The organism is Bradyrhizobium forestalis (assembly GCF_002795245.1).
GTDB lineage: Bacteria > Pseudomonadota > Alphaproteobacteria > Rhizobiales > Xanthobacteraceae > Bradyrhizobium > Bradyrhizobium forestalis.
In genome coordinates, this window is sequence record NZ_PGVG01000002.1 from 70286 (window position 1) to 94425 (window position 24140).

The window sequence follows — 24140 nt, forward strand, 5'->3', positions numbered from 1 at the left end:
TCCCGACAACAGCCGCTTGAAGCGGCAGGCATAACCCATGGGTGTCTCCGAACCCTTCATCCGCCGGCCGATCGCGACCTCGCTGCTCGGCATTGCGCTGCTGATTGGCGGCGCGCTCGGCTATTTCGCGCTGCCGGTCTCGGCGTTGCCGCAGGTCGACTTTCCGACCGTGCAGGTGACGACGCAGCTTCCGGGCGCCAGCCCCGACGTCATCGCCTCGCTGATCACCGCGCCGCTGGAGCGGCAGCTCGGCCAGATCCCGTCGCTGTCGGCGATGAATTCGACGAGCTCGTTCGGCGTCAGCCAGATCTCGCTGCAGTTCGACCTCAACCGCGACATCGACGGCGCCACGCAGGACGTGCAGGCCGCGATCAATGCGGCTGCCGGCGTGCTGCCCAAGCCGCTGCCTTGCCCGCCGACCTACGCCAAGGTGAACCCCGCGGATGCGCCGGTGATGACGCTGGCGCTGCGCTCGGACACGATCTCGCTGCGGGTGATGAGCGACATCGCCGACACCATTCTGGCGCAACGCCTGAGCCAGATTTCGGGGGTGGGGCGCGTCTCCGTGCTCGGCGGACTGAAGCCGGCCGTGCGCATTCAGGCGGACCTCGCGCGCCTTGCCGCCTACGGCATCGCCATGGAGGATCTGCGCACCGCGATCGCCAATGCCAACGTATCGGGGCCGAAGGGCTCGCTCGACGGCGCGCAGCAATCCTACATCATCGCCGCCAACGATCAGATCGCCGCCGCTGACGCCTACAAGCCTGTCATCATCGCCTATCGCAACGGCTCGCCCGTCACCATCGGCGATGTCGCCCAGATCGTCGACGGGCTCGAGAACGACCGCACCGGCGGCTGGTACCAGGGCACGCCGGCCGTCATCATCGACATTCAGCGCCAGCCCGGCGCCAACGTCATCGACGTCGTCAGCCAGATCCGCGCAGAGATCCCGAAGCTGCAGCGCGCGATTCCGGCCGGTGTGAACCTCACGATCGTCTCTGACCGCACCGTCACCATCCGCGCCTCGGTGCGCGACGTGCAGTTCACGCTGGTCCTTGCCGTGGTGCTGGTGACGCTGGTGGTGCTGCTGTTCCTGCGCTCGCTGCGTGCCACGCTGATTGCCGGCGTGGCGCTGCCGCTGTCGCTGATCACGAGCTTCGGCATCATGTATTTTGCCGGCTTCAGCCTCGACAATCTGTCGCTGATGGCGCTCACGATCGGCACCGGATTCGTCGTCGACGACGCCATCGTCATGATCGAGAACATCGTCCGCCACATGGAGAACGGCGAGAGCGCGATGGAGGCCTCGCTGAAAGGCGCCAGCGAGATCGGCTTCACCGTGATCTCGCTGACGGTGTCGCTGATCGCGGTGTTCATTCCGCTGCTGTTCATGTCGGGCCTCGTCGGGCGCATGTTCCGTGAGTTCGCGCTGACCTTGACCATCGCGGTCGTCACCTCGGCCGTGGTCTCGCTGACGCTGACGCCGATGATGTGCTCGCGCCTGCTCAAGCACGCCCATGAGGAGCTGGCGGTGCCGGGCCTTGCCGCCATCAGCCGCTTCATCGACCGCACCGTCGCATTCTATCACCGCACGCTGCTCTGGGTGCTCGAGCGTCAGCGCGCCACGCTGGTCGTGACCTTCGCCACGCTGGCTGCGACCCTCGTCCTCTATGTCGTCGCGCCGAAGGGCTTTTTACCGTTGCAGGACACCGCCTCGATCACGGCGGTGACGGAAGCCGGGCCCGACGTGTCGTTCGCGGAGATGCAGAAGCGGCAGGCCGAGGCGGCCGACGCCATCAGGGCCGACCCTGATGTGGTCGGCGTGGTGTCAGTGATCGGTGCCGGCTCGGTCAACCCGACCACCAATGTCGGCCGGCTCGTCATGGGCTTGAGGCCGCGCGGCGAGCGGCGTGACGACGTCGCGGGCGTCGTCGCCCGGTTGAAGGAGCGGGTGTCAGGCATCCCCGGCATGACCGTCTATTTCCAGCCGGTGCAGGACGTGCAGATCTCGACCCAGTCGAGCCGCTCGCAATACCAGTACACGCTGACCGGTACCAATGCGACGCTGGTGTCGGAATGGGCGCGCAAGCTGGTTGCGGAGATGCGGCGCGATCCCTTGTTCCGGGACGTCTCCTCCGAGGCGCAGGAGGGCGGCTTGCGCGCACAGCTCGATGTCGACCGCACCCGCGCCGGCCAGCTCGGCGTGAGCCTGCAAGGCATCACCGACACGCTGAACGACGCCTTCGCCCAGCGTCAGATCTCGACCATCTACGGCCAGGCCAACCAGTACCGCGTGGTGCTGGAGGCGCTGCCGATGTACCAGCGCGACCCGTCGATCCTGTCGAAGCTCTATCTGCCCGGCGCAGCGAGCAGCACGGTCGTGGGAGCGCCGAACGCCCAGGTGCCGCTGTCAGCGGTGGCGACGCTGAAGCGGACCACGGCGCCGCTCGCGATCTCGCACCAGGCGCAATTCCCGTCCGTCTCGCTCAGCTTCAACCTGGCGCCCGGCGCGGCGCTCGGCGATGCCGTCCAGGCCGTGAAGACGATCGAGACCCGCATCGGCATGCCGGGCAGCATCGTCGGCGTCTATGCCGGCGATGCCGCCGAATTCGCCAAGGCGCTGGCCGGTCAGCCCTGGCTGCTGCTCGCCGCCGTCATCACGATCTATATCGTGCTGGGCGTCCTCTATGAGAGCTACATCCATCCGATCACGATCCTGTCGACACTGCCCTCGGCCGGCGTCGGGGCGATTCTGGCGCTGATCTTGTGCGGTCAGGATCTCTCGGTGATCGGCCTGATCGGCATCATCCTCTTGATGGGCATCGTCAAGAAGAACGCGATCATGATGATCGACTTTGCGCTCGAGGCCGAGCGCGGGCAGGGGATGTCGCCGAACGAGGCGATCGTGCAGGCCTGCTTGTTGCGCTTCCGCCCGATCATGATGACGACGCTGGCGGCGCTGTTCGGCGCGCTGCCGCTGGCGATCGAGAGCGGCACCGGCGCCGAGCTGCGCTTTCCGCTTGGCATCTCCATCATCGGCGGATTGCTGCTGAGCCAGCTGCTCACGCTCTACACTACGCCGGTGATCTACCTCGCGCTCGACCGCATCAACCGCCGGCTCGAGCAGGCGCTGCCGCCGGCCGAATCCGGCGGCCCGCCGGTCGCCGGCGCGACCGAGGGGATGCAGTGATGGCATCGATCTCGGAGCCCTTCATCCGCCGGCCGGTCGCGACCACGCTGCTGTCGATCGGGTTGTTCCTGCTGGGTGTCGTCGCCTACGAGTTCCTGCCCGTCGCCTCGGTCCCGAACGTCGATTTTCCCGCCATCTTCGTCTCGGCCAGCCGACCCGGCGCCGATCCGTCGGTGATGGCGGCCACGGTGGCCTCGCCACTGGAACGGCGGCTCGGCGAGATCGCCGGCATCAACCAGATCACCTCGACCTCGACCCTCGGCACGACCAGCATTCAGCTCCAGTTCGACATCGGCCGCAACATCGACAAGGCCGCACGCGACGTGCAGGCGGCGATCAACGCTGCGATGATCGATCTGCCGAGCGACCTGCCGACGCTGCCGCGCTTCCGCAAAGCGAACACCGCGGGCGCGCCCGTCTTCGTGCTGGCGCTGACCTCGAAGACGATCTCTCCAGCCGCAATCTACGACGTCGCCGATAGCGTGCTGGCGCAGCGCATCTCGCAAGTGCCGGGGGTTGGCAATGTGATGATCTCCGGCGCCGACCAGCCGGCCGTGCGGGTCCAGCTCAATCCCGTCGCGCTGTCGAACGCCGGCATCGCCACCGACGACGTGCGGACTGCGATCATCAATGCCAATCCGCTCGGTCCGGTCGGCATCTTCAATGGCGAGCGGCAGAGCGAAACGCTGGCGCTGAACAAGCAGATGCGCACCGCGAAAGAGTTCCGCGACATCGTGATCAAGAGCGCGAACGGCAATTTCGTGCGGCTCTCCGACGTCGCCGACATCGAGGATTCCGTCCGCAACGCCCGTTCGATCGCCTGGTTCAACAAGCAGCCGGCGGTGCTGATCCAGATCATCAAGCAGGGCGATGCCAACGTCATCGACACCGTCGACCGGGTGAAGGCGCTGATCCCCGAGCTGAAGCAGTGGATTCCGGCCGGCGTCGAGATCTCGACCCTGGTCGATCGCACCGGCACGATCCGCGCCAGCGTGCTGGACATGCAGTGGACCCTGCTGGCGACTGCATTCCTGGTGATGGTCGTGGTGTTCGTATTCCTGCGCCGCCTGACCCCGACGATCGCGGCCGGCATCTCGGTGCCGCTGGCGCTCGCGGGCACTTGCGCGGGCATGTGGGTCGCGGGCTTCTCAATCGACAATCTGTCGCTGATGGCGCTGGCGATCTCCGTCGGCTTCGTGGTCGACGACGCCATCGTCATGATCGAGAACATGTTTCGCAACCTCGAGCATGGCATGCGGCCGTTCCGGGCGGCGCAGGAGGGCGCCAAGCAGATCGGCTTCACGGTCGTCTCGATCAGCCTGTCGCTGATAGCCGCGTTCACGCCACTGATCTTCATGGACGGCATCGTCGGCCGTCTCTTGCGCGAATTCTCGCTGACGCTGACCTTCGCGATCCTGGTCTCGACGCTGGTGTCGCTCACGGTCACGCCGATGATCTGCGCCCATTACATCCGGCAGACTACCTCCGGCACCGCGACCTTGTTCGATCGCCTCATCGAGGGCTCGCTATCGCGCATCGTCGCCTTCTACGCCCGTACTTTGCGCACGGTGCTGGAATTTCCGCTGCTGACGCTGCTGGTGTTCTTCGCGACCATCGCGCTCACGGTGACACTCTACATCAAGGTCCCCAAGGGCTATTTCCCGACCGACGATTCCGGCTTCGTGATCGGGGCGACGCGCGCCTCGGCCGATATCTCGTTTCAGTCGATGCTCGGCCTGCAGCAGCGGCTCGCCGACATCGTGATGAAGGATCCGGCCGTGGCCGGCATCGGCTCGACCGTTGGCGCCGGAGGCGGGCCGGGGGGAGCGACCTCGAACCGCGGCATCATGTATATCAGCCTGAAGCCACCCGAGGAGCGCGACCACGTTTCGACCGAGGTCGTGATCGACCGTCTGAGACGCGCGCTGTATCCCGTGGCCGGCATCCGCCTCTTCATGTTCGCCGCCCAGGACGTCCGTGCCGGCGGGCGGCAGAGCGATTCCGACTACCAGTACACGCTCTCCAGCACCGATCTCGGCCTGTTGCAGAAGTGGGCTCCGATCGTGGCCAAGCGCATGGAGAGCGTCGAGGGCATCACCGACATCTCCAGCGATCGCGACCCTGGCGGGCTTCAGCTCACGCTTTCCATCGACCGCCAGAAGGCCTCGGCGCTCGGCGTCAGGGTTCAGGACATCGACAATGCGCTCAACAATGCATTCGCGCAGCGGCAGATCTCGATCATCTATACCCAGCGCAACCAGTACATGATCGTGCTGGAGATCGACCCGAAGTTCCAGGTCGATCCCTCCAACCTCGATCGCATCTATGTCGCCGGCGCGGGCGACGCCCAGGTGCCGCTCTCCGCGGTGGTGCATGCGACGCGCGGGCTCGCCGCGCTCGCGGTCTATCACTCGCAGTCGTTCCCCTCGACCACAGTGTCGTTCAACTTGCTGCCGGACGTGCCGCTGCAGACCGCGACGCAGAACATCCAGCGCGCCGTCGAGGAGTTGCACATGCCCGAAGGCATTCGCGGCAGCTTCGACGGCAATGCCGGCGATTTCGCCAGGACCAGCGGCCGCCAGCCGCTTCTGATCCTCGGCGCGCTGGTCGCGATGTATATCGTGCTGGGGGTGCTCTACGAGAGCCTTGCCCATCCGCTCACGATCATCTCGACGCTGCCCTCGGCCGGCCTCGGCGCGCTGCTCGCCTTGCAGTTGACCAACACGCCGCTGACGGTGATCGCCTTCGTCGGCATCATCCTCTTGATCGGCATCGTCAAGAAGAACGGCATCATGATGGTCGACTTCGCGCTCGACGCCGAGCGCCGGCGCGGGCTGTCCTCGGCGGAGGCGATCTTCGAGGCCTGCCAGGCACGCTTCCGCCCCATCCTGATGACGACCATGGCGGCGCTGTTCGCCGGCATTCCGCTTGTGGTCGCGACCGGCCCCGGCACGGAGCTGCGCCGCCCGCTCGGCATCACCATCATCGGCGGCCTGTTCGTCTCGCAGATCCTGACGCTCTACACCACGCCCGTGATCTACCTCCTGATCGACCGCCTGCGGCGCCGCTCCGAGCCGCGTTCGCTGGCTGCACCGGCGGAATAGGTTGTTGCAGCCCCGCGCGAAGCGTATAGCGGCGGCCATGTCGAACCCAACCGAGACGACGGCCGCCGCGCCCGAGGCGATCCCCGAATGCCCGCACTGCCAGAAGCCGATGCCGCTGTGCATCTGCGGCAGTGTCACGCCGATTGAGAACCGGCTCTCGCTGCTGATCCTGCAGCATCCGCAGGAGCAGGACAGGGCGCTCGGCACCGCGCGGTTGCTTGCCAGGCATTTCGCCGATGCCACGGTGCGGGTCGGCCTGTCCTGGCCGAGCCTGTCCAAGGCGCTGGGGCGGCCGGTCGAGAATGCCTCGCACTGGGCCGTGCTCTATCTCGGCTCGGCCCGCGCGGCCGATCTCGACGCCGAAGGTGAGATCGTGGCGCTGACCCGCAAGGGCGAGGTCGCGGAGAATCAGCGCGCGATCCTAGGCAAGCTCGAAGGCGTCGTGCTGCTCGACGGCTCCTGGAGCCAGGCCAAGGCCTTGTGGTGGCGCAATCCCTGGATGCTGAAATGCCAGCGTGTGATCCTCAATCCGCAGAGGCCCTCGCACTACGGGCGCTTGCGCAAGGAACCGCGCCGCGACGGCCTCTCGACCATCGAAGCGGCGGCGACGATTCTGGCCGGCCTCGAGCGGCGCCCCGACATCGCCGAGACACTGCATGCCAGCTTCGAACGGATGCTGGCGCGCTACCGCGAGGTCCAGGCCGAGACGCCGGAACTGGCACCCAAGCCCGCGGCCAAGGGCCGCCGGCGCGACTTCCGGCGCGGCAAGCGCGCCTGATTTCGGTCGGACATTTCGCTGTGCTACCGGCGGACCGTGGGGTTGCCTAAGCCATTGATCCCCTATATTGGTCCGCCCTTACGGGGCCACGTGGCGGAGTGGTTACGCAACGGTCTGCAAAACCGTGTACACCAGTTCAATTCTGGTCGTGGCCTCCATCGCAACCTTCTGATTTTCCAACGTAAATCGCTATCGTCGCGGGTTCCGCCAAAGGCGCGGATGCGGCTCGCCGAGCCTGGGCCACCGGGTTTGCCCGGGCTTGGCGGAAAGGTGCGATTCAGGCCCTCTGGCATAGACTTCGCATCTGCGAAGTGACGCAGCCAAAACCCTGGAGCTGGAGAGCACGTGGGCGAAATCGTCCGATTTGTTCCAAAATCCGAGCTGGAGCGGGCCCGCCTCATTGCCGAGGCGCGCGCGATTTATGACAGCATCTTTCCGCCGGCTGCTCCCGAGCGGGCACCTCAGGACGGCGAGGAACGCGTCAAGAATTGATCGTGGTGGCGCCGCGCCCGGGCTCGGTGCTGCCGAGCCACCGTAAGGCGCGGGCGCATCCGTTCACGGTGAAGCCGACCTCAGCAGGCCGCGTACCAGCCGTCGGGAAAGGGCAGGAGGGGCCAGGCGCCCTCGTTGTCATTGGCTGCTTTGGGCGTCGCGTCGAAACTCCACGAGCGGGGCACGAATTCCTCCTCCGGCGCGGGCGCGAAATCTTCAAAGACCATGGCGTCCCGGACAGCATCCAGCAGCAAGTTGAATTCGGCTTCGCTCATCACACCCTCGCAGAACGCGGATGGCGCAATGTCGCAAAGCCGGTTTGTTTCCGGATTGACCGGATCGTTCGCATTTTAACGATGCGGCGATCGGGATCCGATTGGTTAGCGATTCCTGAAAAAATCCCCGGCGAACCCTACGTGCCGCCACGGCGCAGCCGGTGTGAAAGAGATCACATTCCCAGCGGTTTATTTCTCCTACCTCTTCACTCCATGCCGGCCAATGCAGGCCGGGGCGGCAGAGCGGGAGACTGGTCATGAAGGCGAGGTTCTTGCGGTTTGTGGGCGTGAAGAGCCGGGCTCGCGGCTCTTCGACGGTCGGGCTGTTCCTGACGCTGTTTGCCTCCGCCGCTCATGCCCAGGGTACAGCGGAGCAGCGGCGGGCCTGCACGCCCGACGTCTATCGGCTCTGCGCCGGCGAAATCCCCAACGTCCGCGCCATCACCGCCTGCCTGCGCCGTAACCGCGCCAGCCTCAGTGAGGCCTGTCGATCCGTGTTCGACCAAGCTGGTGGCTGAGCTGCCTTCCTTGTGGGTTTGTGCGCAGCAAGTGCCTCGCACGGGCTCGCGAATCCGCCATGGTCAGCCTGTGGATATGCTGCGGACAAGGCTGTGGAAGGCCGGTTGATCTGCTGCGGATGGCGGCCGTGGCTGCTTCTCTCCGGCGTCCCACGGTTCGTGGCCTGCGAACAGTTTTTGTGCAGCCGTTTGCCCAAATGCCGGGCGCGCTCCATCCAGTTTTTTGTACGCCCGCGGACAAGCTTTTCGCGCCGCGCTCCCGCACGCTTCCTCCCCGATCACTGGACCATGGCAGGCGCCATGACATTTCGGAGGAACTGGCGAGATGGAGAAATCGGTTTGGCCCCAGGCGCGGCGGGGAATGGCACGCGCGGCATTGCCACGGCGCAAGCTCATGCTCGGTGCTGCCATCGCTTTCGGCCTCGTCGTCGCCGCGCCGCTGAGCGCGCAGGCCGCGGCGCCCGCCGCCTGCGCCGCGCTCCAGGAGAAATATCCGGACTGGAAGGGCAAGACGCTCGTCAACGCCATCAACCCGCACACGCCGGGCTACGAGACGATCGATCCCAAGGACCCCAGCAAGTACATCGGCTTCGACATCGATCTCGGCGAAGCCATCGGCGAATGCCTCGGCTTCAAGCTGACCTACAAGCCCGTGGTGTTTGCGGCACTCCTCACCACGCTTGCCGCGGGACAGGCCGACATCGTGATCTCCGACATCTACGCCACCAAGGAGCGCGCCAAGGCGGCCGACTTCATCACCTATTCGAAAGTGTTCGACGGCGTGCTGGTCGCCAAGGGCAATCCGAAGGGCATCAACGGCATCAACATGTCGATGTGCGGCGCGGCTGCCGCCGAAAACACCGGCTATGTCGAGGTGCCCCTGATCCAGGCCTTGATCCCGGAATGCAAGAAGGCCGGCAAGGCGGAGCCGACCATCCAGCTCTACGACAACAACGCCAACTGCATCCAGGCGATCCTCGCCGGCCGCGCCGACACGTACGTCAACGACGTCAACACCGTCGACAGCGCGGTGAAGGCCTATCCGGACAAGCTGGAGAAGGCGATCGCGGTGACGATCCCATATTCGGTCGGCATTGCCGTTCCCAAGGACAAGCCGAAGTTTCGCGACGCCGTGCTCGCCGCGCTGATCGAGGTGCAGAAGGCCGGCACGCATATGGAGCTTCTGAAGAAGCATGGGCTCGATGTGAACAACTTCAAGGAGCCCGACATTCTGACGGCTGACTGAGTGCGGCTTACCTCTCCCCGACGGGGAGAGGTCGGCGCGAAGCGCCGGGTGAGGGGTCGCGGCATCCAGTGAGACCTGATCCCCTCACCCGGATCGCATCGAACGATGCGATCCGACCTCTCCCTACGGGAGAGGTGGCCCGTGCTCGAGGCGCCCGCCTTCAACCAAACCTGATCACGCTCTCAGACGGCTGACTGATGTCGCTGTTCCTCCACTATCTGAGCATGCCGTATCTGCTCGAGGGCATCGAGCTCACCCTCGAGGTGACCGCCCTCGGGCTGGGCGGCGGATTGATCCTCGGATTGATCCTCGCCGGCATGCAGCTCTCGCGCTTCTGGCCCCTGGCGGCGATCGCCAGGGCCTATACCGTGATCTTTCGCGGCACGCCGCTGATCCTGCAGATGGTGTTCGCCTACGACGCGCTGCCGCATATCGGCATCAAGTTGCCGGCGGTGCTGGCCGCCGGCCTCGCGCTCGCCTGCAACGAGGCGCCGTTCATCGCGGAAATGCTGCGCGCCGGCGTGCTCGGCGTCGACCGCGGGCAGCTGACGGCGGGGCAAGCGCTCGGCATGACGCCATCAGTGCTGATGCGCAGGGTCATCGCGCCACAGGCCATCCGCACCATGATCCCCGCCTTCGGCAACGAGGCGGTGAGCGCGCTGAAGAATTCCTCGCTCGCCTCCGTCGTCGCGGTGCAGGAGCTGACTTTGCGCTCGACCCAGCTGGCGTCCTCGACCTTCGACTTCTTCTCGATCTTCTTCGCTTCGGGTCTGCTCTATCTGGTGCTGACTGCGACCATCAGCATCATCCAGCTCTTCATCGAATGGTTGCTCGATCTCGACCGCACCACGCGCCGCGAGCGCAAGCTCGTCGACTATCTGCCGTGGCGTCGCGTCGATCTCGTCACCAAGCTCGAACTCGCCGATGCGACCGTCGCCGATCCCGAGCCCGCACCAGCAGAGTTCACCGACACGCCGCCGCTGGCCTTGACCCGCGAGGAGCGCGCCCGCCGTGCCGCGACCATCGCGCGCAACAACATCGCGGTCGACGTAAAAGACCTGACCAAGAGCTACGGTCGGCAGAAGGTACTCGACGGCCTCGACCTCACGGTGCGGGTCGGCGAGGTTGTCGCACTGCTCGGTCCGAGCGGCTCCGGCAAGAGCACACTGCTCCGCTGCATCAACCATCTCGAAAACTGGGACGCCGGCACCGTGCGCGTCGGCGGCCGGCGCCTCGGCTTTGGCGAAGACGGCAAGCCACTGTCGCCGCGCGCCATCGCCAACGAGCGCGCCAGTGTCGGCGTCGGCATGGTGTTCCAGCAGTTCAATTTGTTCGCTCATCTGTCGGCGAAGGAGAACATTGCCGGGCCCTTGCGCTGGGTCCACGGCATGACCCGGATCGATGCCGATCGCCGCGCCGCCGAGCTGCTCGACCGCGTTGGCCTCTCGCATCGCGCCGATGCGCTGCCGCGGCATCTCTCCGGCGGCCAGCAGCAGCGCGTTGCCATCGCCCGCGCGCTCGCGCCCAATCCAAGTGTGTTGCTGCTGGACGAGCCGACCTCCGCGCTCGATCCCGAGCTCGTCAACGAGGTGCTGGAGGTGATCCGCCGCCTCGCCATCGACGACGGTCTCACCATGATCATCTCGACACACCAGATCCGCTTCGCCGACGAGGTCGCCGACCGCGTCGCCTTCTTGAGCGGTGGTGCGATCATCGAGGAGGGGCCTGCGCACGAGGTGCTCTCCAGTCCCCGTAATCCGCTGACGGCGCGATTCCTCAGTGTGATGGAAGCCGACAAGACTCTGGAGACGGTGCGATGAGCGGCGCCTCCACAAGGTTCAAGACTCCCGAAGAGGCCACCTCATGAAGCATGTCACGCTGCCGGTCTCGCCGAAAACCGTCCACTGGGGCTATTTCTCCAAGACAGTCACGCCAGCCCTGACGCTGCGCTCGGGGGATCGCGCCACCATCGAGACGCTGACCCATCATGCCAACGACGACTATGAGCGCATGATCCAGGGCGATCCCGGCGCCGAGAGCGTGTTCCAGTGGACGCGCGAGCACAAGGCGGTCGCGCGCCGCGGCTCGGGCCCGACAGAAGGCCCCTTCATCCGCGGCGCAGGCGAGGGGATCGGCGTGCATCTGCTCACCGGCCCCGTCGCGATCGAGGGCGCCGAGCCCGGCGACATTCTGGAGGTGCGCATCCTCGATATCAGGCCGCGGCCGAGCTGCAGCGCCTGCCATGCCGGCCGCTGCTTCGGCTCCAATGTCGCCGCCAACTGGGGCTTTCACTATCACGACCTGATCGAGGAGCCGAAGCCACGCGAGGTCATCACCATCTTCGAGCTCGACACCTCCGGCGAGCCCTACGCGAAGGCGGTCTACAATTACGTTTGGACGCCGCAGACCGATCCCGATGGCATCGTGCATCCGACCATCGACTATCCCGGCGTGCGCGTCGACCACGCCACCGTCAAGAAGCGCGAGAACATCCTCTCCAGCGTGAAGGTGCCGGCGCGGCTGCATTTCGGCACCATGGGCCTCGCGCCGTCGGAAGCCGATTTCGTCAGCTCGATCCCCCCGAGCTATACCGGCGGCAATATCGACGACTGGCGCATCGGCAAGGGCGCGCGGATGTTCTATCCGGTTGCCGTCCCCGGCGCCTATTTCTCGGTCGGCGATCCCCATGCCGCGCAGGGCGACAGCGAGCTCGGCGGCACCGCGATCGAGACCTCGCTGACCGGTGATTTCGAATTCATCCTGCACAAGAAGGCTGATCTGGCCGGCACCCATCTGGAAGGCCTCGACCATCCCATGCTCGAGACCGACCATGCCTGGTCGTTCTACGGCTTCACCTATCCGAACTATCTCGCAGCCCTCGGCACTGACGCGCAAACCGAGATTGCCAATCACTCCAGCCTCGACCGTGCGATGCGCGATGCGTTCAGAAAACTCCGCCGCTTCCTGATGACCGTGCATCGCCTCAGCGAGGACGAGGCGATCTCGCTGATGTCGGTCGGCGCCGATTTCGGCGTCACCCAGGTGGTCGATGCCAATTGGGGCGTCCACGGCACGATCCGCAAGAACATCTTCCGGTGCGACTAATGCATTGAGATACGGTCTGTTTTCGGGATGAATACGTGACAAGCGGAGACCATTTGCGGCCCGTCGCAGCGACGGACGACCGCGTGCGTCTGGCACAGAGGTTGCTTCGATCGACCGCAATCTGGGTCGATCCGATGAGCTTCCGGCCGTTCACGAGCGAGTCCTACGCGCAAGACGACCGTCCCGAAGCCTGGCGGGACGTGCTGGCTGCGGTTGGCCTGCAGCCGGCGGGTGGTCACAGTATCTTCGACGGACACGCGACGGCATCGCATCGGCACGCCGCAGGCGTCGCATTGACGCGCATGGCTGCGGGCGCGCAGAGCGTCGGTCCGCTCTCGCGAGCGAACGAAGGCCTTCCCATCGCGCTGATGCCGGTGGAGGACGGCATGGTGCTCAGAAGCGCCGGCGGACACCGCATCGTTCCCGTTGGTCACCTCGTGCTGCTGCCGCGCGGCGGCGATTGGAGCATCGTGTTCCAGCGCGATATGCGGGCCATTGTACTGTCGGTGACCTCGGAGGCGCTGCACGGACGCCTCTCGGGGAAGCCACGGCTCGGCGGGCCCCGCGTCGTTCCACCGAGCGGCTTCGCCGAGGTGTTCTCGCGCCTGCTGGACGCGACCGCGCGCACGCTCGATAGTTTGAGCGATGCCGAGTGGAATTCGCTCGCGCAGTCGCTCGTCGATCTTCTCCTGACGCTCGCGCATCAGCTGGCGGCCTCAAGCTCCGATGCTGGATCGAGTGCGACGCAGGCCGCGCTGCTGCACCGGATCTGCCAGACCATCGAGCGTCGCCTCGACGATCCCGACCTGGTGCCGGCGCGCGTCGCCCAGGCCGAAGGAATTTCCGAGCGTTACCTGCAAAAGCTGTTCGAAACGGTCGGCGACAATTTCACCCACTACGTTCGCGAGCGACGTCTTCAGCGTGCCTGGGCCGACCTCTCCAACCCGACCGAGGCGCATCGCTCGATCTCGGAGATCGCCTACGCCTATGGCTTTGGCGACTCCGCGCATTTCAGCCGCGCCTTCCGCCATCGCTTCGGCCTGCCGCCGCGCGAATTTCGCCAGCAGGAGGCGGAGCGGGCGACCTCACAGCACGGCGTCGCCGGCCAGCGCGGCTGGCCGCCGGAGGCGCTGACGCAATTGCGCGCGCATCAGAGCGTAGAGGCCCGCAGCAGCGTCACCTGCGCCGGCGCTGGGGAGCGGACGACGGCCGAGCGCCGTCATCACCATCTCCCGGTCGAGGCCAGCCGCGTTCATTGGGGCTATTTCAGCCGCTCGCTGCCGCCGCAGATCGAGATCGCGTCGGGCGACACCATCACCATCGAAACACTGACGCAGCACGCCTCTGACGATCCCGAGTTGATGATTGCCGGCGATGCCGCTGCCGAAAGCGTGTTCGGCTGGACGCGGAACAAGAAGAACGTCGACCGCCGCGGCGCAGGGCCCATGGATGCCAGCGTGTTCGGCCGCGGGGCCGGCGAGGGGTTTGGCGTGCACATCTGCACCGGGCCGGTCGCAGTGAAGCACGCCCAGCCCGGCGATGTGCTGGAGGTGCGCATCCTCGACATCGCGCCGCGCGCGAGCCGCAATCCGAACCATGCGGGCCGTGTGTTCGGCTCCTCGGTCGCAGCGTGGTGGGGCTATCACTACAACGAGTTTCTCGGCGGTCCCAAGCCGCGCGAAGCCGTTACCATCTATGAGATCTTCGACGCCGCCGAGGTGCCGCACGCCCGCGCCCTCTATTCCTACCGATGGGAGCCGCAGACCGATCCCTTCGGCGTCGTGCACACCACGTACGATTATCCCGGCGTTCCCGTCGCACCGGCCACGATCAAGCGCCGGCACGCCGTACTCGACGGGATCAAGATTCCCCTGCGGCCGCATTTCGGCGTGATCGCGCTGGCGCCGCGCGAGGTCGAGTTCGTCGACTCCGTGCCGCCATCCTATTTCGGCGGCAATCTCGACAATTGGCGGCTGGGGAAGGGGGCGACCGTCTATCTTCCGGTCTCGGTGCCCGGCGCGTTGCTGTCGGTCGGCGATCCTCATGCTGCGCAAGGCGACGGCGAGCTCAGCGGCACCGCGATCGAATGCTCGATGACCGGCACCTTCGAGGTGATCCTGCACAAGAAGGCCGATCTCGCCGGCCGTCCCTTTGCCGATCTCTCTTATCCCCTGATCGAGACCGAGACCGACTGGGTGCTGACCGGCTTCAGCCATCCCAACTACCTCGCAGAGTTTGGCGCGCAGGGGCAGAGCGAGGTCTACAGCAAATCCTCGCTCGATCTCGCCATGAAGGATGCATTCCGCAAGATGCGGCGCTTTCTGATGAACGTGAAGGGCCTCAGCGAGGACGAGGCGATCGCGCTGATGTCGGCCGCCGTCGATTTCGGCGTGACGCAGGTGGTCGACGGCAATTGGGGCGTGCACGCCATCCTCAGCAAGCGCCTGTTTCAGGACTCGCCTTAAGAGACGCAAAGGACAGCTCCAGTGAAATTCCACATGATCAGCGGCGGGCCCAGGCCGGTCGCCCCCTTCAGCCACGCCGTCGAGACCGACGGCTTCGTCTTCGTGACCGGCCAGATGCCGGACACGCCGCAAACGCCGGGTGTGCTGCCCGACGGCATCGTCGCGCAGACCCGCGCGGTGATGGAGAATTTGAAGGTGGTCCTGGCAGGCCTCGATCTCGGCCTCGAGCACGTCGTGATGGCGCGCGTCTATCTGACGCGCTTCAAGGAAGACTACGCGGCCATGAACGAGACCTACCGCACGTTCTTCGCACCGGATCGCCTGCCGGCCCGCACCTGCGTCGGCGTCACCGGCCTTGCCTATGACGCGCTGATCGAGATCGAACTGGTGTGCCGGCGTCTGTGAGCTGCGCTCTGGCCGGGTGAATTGCTTCGTCGCAAGAGCTCCTCGCGATGACAGCGCCGAGGAGCTTGCATCGCAAGGTCCGCCTCCTGTTCCGGGCAGCACCGACCTTTGCATAAAATTGCAACCCGCGCGTGCAGGAAGTCTTGATCGGCTGTGATCTAGAGGTGATCGCCCGGCTTGAACGCGGACCCGGACCACGGCGACTAACCGACAGAGTGCAAAGGGATCAGTGGAACGTGATCGAGCTCCCTCTTTATAAAGTACCAAAATGGTGCTTTAGTGCTTTTCATGAGCCCGTCGCCCAAAAACGCTCCGTCCGCGCTTCGTTACAGGCTTGCCCCTGACCCGGCCGCCAAGGCTGCCATCGAGGCGACGTTTAGGGCTTATGACCGCATGATGGAGATCCTCGACGAGGTGGCGCGGACCCACAATGTGGGTTCCAACGTCGTCCTGCTCCACGCCCATGCTTATGAGCCGATCCGTAAGCAGACTGCGCTGCCTTCGCGGCTGGTGACGCTGGGCCTGCGCGACCGCGCCGAGTATCGCGCCGCGCAAGGCCGCCGCCTGCCGCTCGACGACAAGCTCGCCAAGATCAAGGGGCCGGCCACCATCTCGATCGCGACCGTGCAAGGGCGCTTCAGCGTGCCCTTCGACTACGCCGGGTATGCCGAGGGCTGGGGGCAGAGTGTGCCCGCGCGCCTCATCCGCACCGACGACGGTTTTGAAGTTCACTACGGCGTGACGCCGAACAGCCTGCCAGAGGAGGAGAACGCTATGGATACCATCGCTGCCGCTCCCGAGAATTTCCTGTCCCGGGTCGGACGCCTGATCGCCGGGATCGCTTATGACGCGATCGAGCAGGCGGAAGGCAAGAACAAGCTGAAGGTGGTCGGACAGGCCATCCGCGAGATCGAGCGGGCGGAAAGCGAGGCCCGCGACGCGCTCGCGGCCGCGCGCGCCGAGGAATACCGCCTCAACGCGCGCCGCACCGAGATCGAGCGCGAGATGACCGATCTCGCACCCAAGATCGAGGGCGCGATCGCTGATAGCCGCGACGATCTCGCCCGCGCCGGCATTGCGCGGCAAATGGATCTGGAGGCGCAGTTCGAGGTGCTCTCCCGTGCCATCGACGAGAACAACGAGAAGATCGAGCAATGCGTCACCTCGCTGCGCGCGGTGCTGTCGGCGCTCCAGGATGCCGAGCAGCGCCGAGCCGATCTGGAAAAGAGCGAGAGCGCGGCGAGCCATCAAGCCGCGACGTCACCGCGGAAGCAGGGCGGCGCGTCCGCGGCGGCGAAGGCGCTACGGGCGGGCAGGGCGGTGGCACGCGCCACCGGCGTGCCACAGGGCATCCCGTATTCGAGCGACATCGACGAACTGAGCGCGCTCCATCGCGACAAGGAAATTGCGGCGAGGCTCGCGCGGTTGAAGTCGCGCTCCTGAGTGCCGTGTCATGAGCGCACTGCTCGAACACGTCATGTCGCCCGAGGTCAGGCCGTTCGCGATCGCGGCGGCCATGATCGTCATCGTCGGCTCGGTCGAGGTGATCTCGATACTGGTCGGGGCCTCCTTGAGCGAGATGCTCGGCACCAACATCGATTTTGCTCATCCGAGCGACAACGGCGTGATCAACGCCATCTCGTGGATCAATGTCGGCGGCGTGCCGCTCTTGATCTTCCTGCTGCTGCTGCTCGGCGCGTTCTCGATCACCGGTTTCCTGATCCAGGACATTGCACGAATGGTGGCCGGTCCCTTGCCGGCGACGGTCGCCTCGGTCGGGGCCGTCGTGGTGTCGGTTCCGCTGGTCCGCACCGCAAGCAGGGCCATCGCGCGGATCATTCCCAAGGACGAAAGCTACGTCGTCGGCCTAGGGGATCTCGTCGGCCGCATCGGTGAGGTCGTCATCGGCCCGCTCGACCAGGGGCCGCCCGGCCGCGTCAGCGTCGCCGATGTCCACGGCAACCGCCATTTCGTCTCGGCGGTCGCGGCGCCGTCATCGGGACCTCTGCCGCAGGGAACCATGGTCCTCCTGGTCGACCGCGACGGCACGCGCTTCGTGGCGGTGAAGGCCGACGATGAACTCAAGCCGTCCAAGCCTAGTCTAAGCAGCAGCTAAATCATTCATTGGAGAAAGTCATGTTCGACATCGCAGTCCCGGCCATGATCGGCGTCGCGCTGATCGTCGTTCTGGGGATCGTCTTCACCATTCTCTACAAGCGCGCCACCCGCGACGAGGCCTTCGTGCGCACCGGGCTTGGCGGCAAGAAGGTCGTGCTCGACGGCGGCGCCATGATCCTGCCGATCTTCCACTCCTATGCCAGCGTCAACCTGAAGACGCTGCGGCTCACCGTCGAGCGCAAGGAGCGGGAATCCCTCATCACCAAGGACCGCCTGCGCGTCGACATCGTCGCCGAGTTCTACGTGCGCGTCCGCCCGGACGAGGAGAGCATCGCACTCGCAAGCCAGACCTTGGGCGCGCTGACCAACGATGCCGAGGCCCTGCGCAACCAGGTCGAGGCCAAATTCGTCGACGGCCTGCGCTCGGTGGCTGCGACCATGAGCATCCTGGAGCTCCAGGAGAAGCGCTCGGACTTCGTCAAGCACGTGCAGTCCACCGTCGAGTCGGACGTGAAGTCGAACGGGCTCGAGCTGGAGTCGGTATCGCTGACCAAGCTGGACCAGACCGACGTCAAGTTCTTCAACCCGGAGAATTTCTTCGACGCAGAAGGTCTGACCCAATTGAAGACGGTCACCGAGACCCGTCGGCGCGACCGCAATGCGATTGTGCGCGACAATGAGGTGGCGATCGCACAGAAGGACCTCGAGGCGCGGCAGCAGACTCTCGGGATTGAACGCACCAAGAAGGAAGCCGAGCTTTCCCAGGAGCGCGACATCGCCAACAAGACCGCCAGCACCCGCGCCGAGGTCGCAACCGCGACGCAGACCGCGCGCCTGACCGAGGAGAATGCCCGCATCGACACAGACAGGGCGGTCGCCGAGAAGGAGGCCGGCGCCAAGCAGGTCAAGGAAACCGCGGTGATCGAGTCGGACCTCGCAATCAACAAGCGCAAGACCGACGCCCAGCGCGAGATCCAGATCGCGACGCAGGAAAACGAGATCCAGATCGCGGCGAAGAGCAAGCAGACCTCGGAAGCCGTTGCGGAGGCCAAGACGGCCGAAGCGCTGGCCGTCTCGGCGGAGGAAAAGGTGGTGACCGCACGCGCGGTCGAGGTTGCCGATCGTGCCCGTCTCACCCAGGTGCTGGCCGCGCGCACCGAGGCCGAACGCAAATCGACCGAGCTGATCGTCGCGGCCGAAGCCGAGAAGAAGGCCTCGCTCGACCGTGCCGAGGCCGTCAAGACGCTCGCAACGGCGGAAGCCGAATCGAACAAGATCAAGGCGGTCGGCGTGCGTAACATCGGCGAGGCGGAAGCTGCCGTCATCACCATGAAGAACGAGGCGCAGAACAAGCTCGGCAGCAACGTGATCGATTTCGAGATCGCCAAGAAGCGGATCGAGACCATGCCGTCGGCGCTGGCCGAGATGGTGAAGCCGATCGCGAACCTCAAGGACGTCCGCATCCTGCACACCGGCGGCGCATTCGGCGGCAACGGCGCGAGCGCAGGCAATGTCGGCTTCGGTGAAGGTCTGGCCGGCGAGCTGCTCAAGGTACACGCGCTGCGTCCGATGATCGACGAGATCCTGCGCCAGAGCGGCTTTGCGCCGGGCGACGATCCCGTCAAGGCGCTGGTCGGTGCCGTGACGGGCAAGAGCAACGGCGCGGCCGTGCCGGCGCCAGTGCCGGAGAAGACAAACGCCGCCGATCTATGAATGCCCGTTCATTGCTGCGGAGAATTCGAAACGATACACAGGCTGGGCGCGTCTCGCGTCGCGCAACGTTCCGGAGTGCAGATCGATCGTGTCTTGAATCGTTCGATCTCGCTCCGGACGAGTCTTGAGGCAACGCGTTGATTGCCGCGGCGCCTGCGTCGATCGATGTCGGGCGCTGAGGCCTGTTTCGATCGGAGACTTTCATATGAAGCATTTTCTGTCTGGGCTGATCGCCATCGGCCTTTCGATCGCTGCCGCGCCGTCGTTCGCGGCCGATGCCCGCAACGTCACTGTCGTCAACGAGACCGGCTATGCCATCAAATTCCTGGGCTTCAACGCGCCGGATGATGGCCTCGACGAATGGGAGAACGAGCTCGACAAGGTGCTGCAGAACCAGGCCAGCACCTATGTCGAGTTCGACGATGACGACGAAGGCTGCGTCTGGAACATCCGCGTCGACTGGCAGAACTATGACGAGGCGGTGCTGTGGAAGAACGTCAACCTCTGCAAGTTCACCGCGCTCCGCCTGCGCTACGATTCCGGCACCAAGACCACCTCATTTCTCGCAGAATAATGTTTGGCCGACCTGGCCGGAGGAGGGGCCATTCCAGGCCCTTCCGCGGCAGTGCGTTGCGGATGATGACGAATTCGTCCTTTGCAAGCGCAAGCGGCTTTGTTATACGCAGCCGCGCGCGAACGAACGGTTCGCCTTTTCCTCGGTAGCTCAGCGGTAGAGCATCCGACTGTTAATCGGATGGTCGCTGGTTCGAATCCAGCCCGGGGAGCCAAATCTTGCTGACAATTCAATGATTTGTCATCGCATTCTCATGCGGTGCGCGATCTTCTTGTCGTGATCTTTGAGCGCTGCACTCGCGATCCGGCGCGGAATCGCCCTCAAACAGTTGTGTGTGCGGGCGCGGTCGCGCCATGCAGGCGGCGCCAAATCGACTCAATTCACATCGACGATCGAAGCGCCGGACATTTACGGAGCTGATTCCCATGCCAGACATCCAGGTCGACCGTTCTCTGATGGCCCCCTCGATTCTGCCGGCCGGCATTCCCGAGCTCAGCGACGATGAATGCCTCGCTTGTCTCGCGCGCGCGGTCGAGACGCCGGATTCGGCACGGCTGGACGAGGTCGCTGCTCTGATCGGCCGCCTGGCGGTAGCGATCGAATAAGGCTGATCGGCGCCTCGATCGGGGAGTTGCGGACGCCGTGGTCGCTCAAGGCCCACGGCCGTGTTGCGTTTTGACTGTGCATGCTTCAAAGATGCTGCGAATTTCCTTCCGCGGCATCGTCCGCATTGCAGGATCCGCAAATGTCCGGTTTTTCGACCGCGCGCCAAAGAATGGTCGATGGCCAGGTGCGCACCAATGACGTCACCGACCGCCGTATTCTCGACGCCATGCTCACGGTTCCGCGCGAGGCTTTTGTGCCGGCCGGCCGCCAGGCACTGGCCTACCTCGACCTGGACCTCGATGTGAGCGAAGGCGCCGCCAAGCGGTTCCTGATCAAGCCGGCGCTGACTGGCAAGTTGCTTCAGGCCGCCGAAATCGGCGAGGGCGACAACGTGCTGGTCGTCGGCTGCGCCACGGGCTACCTCGCCGCGCTGACCGCCAAGCTCGCGCGCCAGGTCACCGCGATCGAATGCGATTCGGCTTTGGCTACAAAGGCCAGGGACGCCTTCACCGCCCTGGGGCTTGCCAATGTCACCTGTAAGGCCGCGGCCTGCACCGACGGGGAACCTTCCGCCGCCCCCTATGATGTGATCGTCCTCAACGGCGCAGCCGAGGTGATGCCGGAAGCTCTGCTCGGGCAGCTGAAGGAGGGCGGGCGTCTGGTGGGGGTGTCGGCCGAATCCAGGCCGCCACGCGCCACGATCGTGACCCGTACCCACGGCGAGTTCGGCCATCGGGCGCTGTTCGATGCCGCAGCCCCGGTCCTTCCCGGGCTGGAACGGGCGGCCGCCTTTGTCTTCTGACGGCCCAAAACCCGCCCAAATCCCGTTCTGAATCAGAAGTGTGGCCGGGATGCTGCACGTGAAGAGTTTCCACTGAGAACTACCCTGGGGTAGTTCCGTCGCGCTTGACCGCGTCCTATGTTGCGGCGGGGCAACGACTCCACTCGTAGACGGTAACCCAGCTCGCGGGCACGAGCCGGGCGTTAGAATGAACGGAAATTTTGGGATGCATGGGGTGAAGCTCTTCACCGGAGCTGCGGTTTCGGTCCTGCTGCTGGCGCTGGCCGGGCCGACGCCTGCCTTGGCCGATACGATCGAGGCCGCGCTGGTGCGCGCCTATCAGAACAATCCGCAGCTCAACGCGCAGCGTGCCCAGGTGCGCTCGACTGACGAAAACGTTCCTCAGGCCTTGTCGGGCTATCGCCCCAGGGTCTCGCTGACGGCGAGCGCTGGTTACCAGTACTCGGACTTCAAGAGCAGCACGACCAGCGACCCCGTGAACGGCACGGGCATCCCCCGCAGTGTGGGACTGACCGCCTCCCAGACATTGTACAACGGCAATCAGACTGCCAACCGGACGCGCGCCGCCGAGAGCCAGGTCTCCGGTGCCCGCGAGGGGTTGCGCGTGCTTGACCAGAGCGTGCTGCTCCAGGCCGCGACGACATACATGGATTATCTGCGCGACGCCGCCACGCTGGAAGTCCAGCGCAGCAACGTACGCGTGCTCGAGCAGACGCTGAAGCAGACCCGTGACCGCTTCAACGTCGGCGAGGTGACCCGCACCGACGTCGCGCAATCGGAGGCGCAACTGGCTGCCGGCAAGACGCAGGCGCTGACCGCCGAAGCAAATCTGACCACGACGCGGGCGAACTTCCGGCGCATCATCGGTAACGAGCCGTCAAACCTCGCGCCGGGCTCCCCTGTCGATCGGTTCCTGCCTCCGACCCTTGCAGCTGCAGTCGAGCTCGCCCTCGTCGAGAACCCCAACGTCACGGCGGGCATGTACGGCATCGACGTCAATCATCTTCAGGTGAAGATCAACGAAGGCGCGTTGCTGCCGACGGTCACCCTGCAAGCATCCGTCACCCAAGCCTTCGAGCAGTCCCTGATCCAATACCGTTCGTTCGGCGCCTCTGCGGTCGCGCAGCTCTCGGCTCCGATCTATCAGGGTGGTGCCGAATACGCGCTGATTCGTCAGTCCAAGGAGAACCTTGCGCAGCAGCGCCTCAATCTGGAGACGACCCGCGATCAGGCTCGTGCCACGGTCGTGCAGACGTGGGGCCAGTTGCAGGCCAGCAAGGCGCAGGTGCAGTCGGCTCAGGCGCAGGTGACGGCGTCCGAGATCGCGCTGAACGGTGTCCGTGAAGAGGCCAAGGCCGGCCAGCGCACCACGCTCGACGTGCTCAACGCGCAGCAGGCGCTGGTGAATGCGCGTGTCGCACTCGTCACCGCACAACACGATCGCGTGGTTGCATCCTATTCGGTGCTGAGTGCCGTGGGCCGTCTATCGCCCCAGGTCCTTGGCTTGCCGACCACAACCTACGACGCCAGCGTTCACTACCATCAGGTCCGCGACAGCTGGGCCGGCGTGCGCACGCCCGACGGGCGCTGATTCCCTTAAGTATCCGGTCGGCCTCGCGAACAATTGCGGCCGACCGGTGCTTTGCTTGCAATCATCAAAATCCCTGACATAGCCTTGCCAAGATGATGCGGGTCGATTCGCCCCGCGTTGTCGTGTGCGTATCGCTTGAGTGCCGGGGGCAGGGGCGCACCGCTGCACGTTGAGCCGTGATCTGGGGACAAGTCGGGCTGCCGCGACGAAAATGACGGGCCTCCCGTCCGGAACCGGCCAATCCTGTCGTGCTTGGTGTAAAACAACGCATGCGAGGGCGTTGATGATGTGGAGTCGGAGATGACGCAGCCTGCAAAGGTCACAGAACCCTCCATGGAGGAGATTCTGGCCTCGATCCGGCGCATCATTGCCGACGACGAGGCCAAGCCCCCGCCGGCTGAGGCCGCCAAGCCCGAAAAGGCTGCGGCGCCAACCGCCTCGCCGAAGCCGATGAACGACATTCCGCCATCCAAGGTCGCACCGTCCAAACCTGCCGCCGAGAAGCCCGCGCCACCGCCGGCTGCGAAGCCGGCTCCGGCGCCGCCGCCACCCGCGCCTGCGGCGGACGCATCCAACAGCCAGGACGACATCGACGCGCTGCTGGCGGGGCTCGACGCGGCCACGCCTGCGCCCGAGGCCCGCACTCCCGAGCCAGAGCCAGAGCCTGAGCCCGACGTGCTCGAACTGACGGACGAGATGGCGGTGGATCCGACACCGCCTCCACCGCCACCAAGCTTCCGCAAGGTCGAGCCGCGCGACGATCTGGAATTCGCCGAATCGCCGCAGCCGCGCCCCGCTCCGCCGCCGTCCTACGCGCCGGTCGATTTTGACGCCCCGCCGCTGCCACCGCAGCAGCCGATTCTCGCGCAATCGACGGTCTCCGCGGTCGAATCCGCCTTCAACTCGCTGGCCCATACGGTGCTCAGCAGCAATGCACGGACGCTGGAGGACCTGGTCAAGGAGATGCTGCGGCCGATGCTGAAGTCCTGGCTCGACGACAACCTGCCGGGCCTCGTTGAACGCATCGTGAAGGCCGAAATCGAGCGGGTCTCGCGCGGCGGCCGTTAAGACGGGCCGTACGGCCCCGATAAAGCCCTGCTCCTGCGTCATATTCGGCCTGCGACCCAGGCCGGAGTGCCTGCCGTTGAGCTTCCCGTT

The 24140-nt window shown here is 65.4% G+C and carries 19 protein-coding genes and 2 tRNA genes; 20 read left to right on the forward strand and 1 reads right to left on the reverse strand.

Features of this window, described 5'->3' with window-relative positions:
• Nucleotides 1-37 precede the first annotated feature (37 nt).
• From CVM73_RS02645 to CVM73_RS39965, 5 genes are all read left to right on the forward strand, one after another.
• Entirely contained in the window at nucleotides 38-3190 is a 3153-nt protein-coding gene (locus CVM73_RS02645; protein ID WP_100230469.1) for an efflux RND transporter permease subunit, read from the forward strand.
• Nucleotides 3190-6294: an efflux RND transporter permease subunit gene (locus CVM73_RS02650; RefSeq protein ID WP_100230470.1), complete on the forward strand. Its 3105-nt coding sequence runs from the start codon at nucleotides 3190-3192 to the stop codon at nucleotides 6292-6294. Before CVM73_RS02645 ends, CVM73_RS02650 begins: the two co-directional genes overlap by 1 nt.
• Nucleotides 6295-6331: 37 nt before the next feature.
• Nucleotides 6332-7072: a tRNA-uridine aminocarboxypropyltransferase gene (locus tag CVM73_RS02655; RefSeq protein WP_100230471.1), complete on the forward strand. Its 741-nt coding sequence runs from the start codon at nucleotides 6332-6334 to the stop codon at nucleotides 7070-7072.
• An 84-nt stretch (nucleotides 7073-7156) separates the two neighbouring features.
• Nucleotides 7157-7230: transfer RNA gene (locus CVM73_RS02660), tRNA-Cys, on the forward strand.
• A gap of 187 nt (nucleotides 7231-7417) precedes the next feature.
• Nucleotides 7418-7564 carry a hypothetical protein gene (locus CVM73_RS39965; RefSeq protein WP_167406583.1) on the forward strand — a complete coding sequence of 49 codons (147 nt, stop codon included), beginning with the start codon at nucleotides 7418-7420 and terminating at the stop codon, nucleotides 7562-7564.
• An 80-nt stretch (nucleotides 7565-7644) separates the two neighbouring features.
• Here the strand turns inward: CVM73_RS39965 and CVM73_RS02665 are convergent, their stop codons facing one another.
• Nucleotides 7645-7839, reverse strand: coding sequence for a hypothetical protein (locus CVM73_RS02665; RefSeq protein WP_100230472.1), 195 nt, complete (start codon nucleotides 7837-7839; stop codon nucleotides 7645-7647).
• Between the two features lie 257 nt (nucleotides 7840-8096).
• Here CVM73_RS02665 and CVM73_RS02670 point away from each other — a divergent pair, with 257 nt between their 5' ends.
• The 15 genes from CVM73_RS02670 (at nucleotide 8097) to CVM73_RS02740 (ending at nucleotide 24050) form a co-directional block, all read left to right on the forward strand.
• Complete coding sequence (locus CVM73_RS02670; RefSeq protein WP_100230473.1) at nucleotides 8097-8357, forward strand: hypothetical protein; 261 nt, start codon at nucleotides 8097-8099, stop codon at nucleotides 8355-8357.
• Between the two features lie 361 nt (nucleotides 8358-8718).
• Nucleotides 8719-9603: an ABC transporter substrate-binding protein gene (locus CVM73_RS02675; protein WP_430641285.1), complete on the forward strand. Its 885-nt coding sequence runs from the start codon at nucleotides 8719-8721 to the stop codon at nucleotides 9601-9603.
• Nucleotides 9604-9800: 197 nt separating this feature from the next.
• Complete coding sequence (locus CVM73_RS02680) at nucleotides 9801-11423, forward strand: amino acid ABC transporter permease/ATP-binding protein (RefSeq protein ID WP_100230475.1); 1623 nt, start codon at nucleotides 9801-9803, stop codon at nucleotides 11421-11423.
• Nucleotides 11424-11466: 43 nt separating this feature from the next.
• Nucleotides 11467-12708, forward strand: a complete 1242-nt coding sequence (locus tag CVM73_RS02685) for an acetamidase/formamidase family protein (RefSeq protein WP_100230476.1) — start codon at nucleotides 11467-11469, stop codon at nucleotides 12706-12708.
• A gap of 134 nt (nucleotides 12709-12842) precedes the next feature.
• A complete protein-coding gene (locus tag CVM73_RS02690; RefSeq protein WP_167406616.1) occupies nucleotides 12843-15173 on the forward strand; it encodes an acetamidase/formamidase family protein in 2331 nt (776 codons plus the stop codon).
• A 21-nt stretch (nucleotides 15174-15194) separates the two neighbouring features.
• On the forward strand, nucleotides 15195-15578 hold the full coding sequence (locus tag CVM73_RS02695; RefSeq protein ID WP_100230478.1) for a RidA family protein: 384 nt from the start codon (nucleotides 15195-15197) through the stop codon (nucleotides 15576-15578).
• Between the two features lie 279 nt (nucleotides 15579-15857).
• Nucleotides 15858-17021: a PspA/IM30 family protein gene (locus tag CVM73_RS02700; RefSeq protein WP_100230479.1), complete on the forward strand. Its 1164-nt coding sequence runs from the start codon at nucleotides 15858-15860 to the stop codon at nucleotides 17019-17021.
• 10 nt (nucleotides 17022-17031) lie between these two features.
• Nucleotides 17032-17694 carry an OB-fold-containig protein gene (locus tag CVM73_RS02705; RefSeq protein ID WP_100230480.1) on the forward strand — a complete coding sequence of 221 codons (663 nt, stop codon included), beginning with the start codon at nucleotides 17032-17034 and terminating at the stop codon, nucleotides 17692-17694.
• A 20-nt stretch (nucleotides 17695-17714) separates the two neighbouring features.
• On the forward strand, nucleotides 17715-19409 hold the full coding sequence (locus tag CVM73_RS02710) for a flotillin family protein (protein ID WP_100230481.1): 1695 nt from the start codon (nucleotides 17715-17717) through the stop codon (nucleotides 19407-19409).
• A 205-nt stretch (nucleotides 19410-19614) separates the two neighbouring features.
• Complete coding sequence (locus tag CVM73_RS02715) at nucleotides 19615-19983, forward strand: hypothetical protein (protein ID WP_100230482.1); 369 nt, start codon at nucleotides 19615-19617, stop codon at nucleotides 19981-19983.
• Nucleotides 19984-20122: 139 nt separating this feature from the next.
• Nucleotides 20123-20197, forward strand: a tRNA-Asn gene (locus CVM73_RS02720).
• Between the two features lie 211 nt (nucleotides 20198-20408).
• Nucleotides 20409-20588: a hypothetical protein gene (locus CVM73_RS02725; protein WP_100230483.1), complete on the forward strand. Its 180-nt coding sequence runs from the start codon at nucleotides 20409-20411 to the stop codon at nucleotides 20586-20588.
• Between the two features lie 140 nt (nucleotides 20589-20728).
• Nucleotides 20729-21391, forward strand: coding sequence for a protein-L-isoaspartate O-methyltransferase family protein (locus CVM73_RS02730; RefSeq protein ID WP_167406584.1), 663 nt, complete (start codon nucleotides 20729-20731; stop codon nucleotides 21389-21391).
• 205 nt (nucleotides 21392-21596) lie between these two features.
• Nucleotides 21597-22982, forward strand: a complete 1386-nt coding sequence (locus CVM73_RS02735; RefSeq protein ID WP_100230485.1) for a TolC family outer membrane protein — start codon at nucleotides 21597-21599, stop codon at nucleotides 22980-22982.
• Nucleotides 22983-23282: 300 nt separating this feature from the next.
• Nucleotides 23283-24050 (forward strand): PopZ family protein, encoded by a 768-nt coding sequence (locus CVM73_RS02740; protein WP_167406585.1) that lies wholly within the window; start codon nucleotides 23283-23285, stop codon nucleotides 24048-24050.
• The last annotated feature ends 90 nt before the right edge of the window (nucleotides 24051-24140 follow it).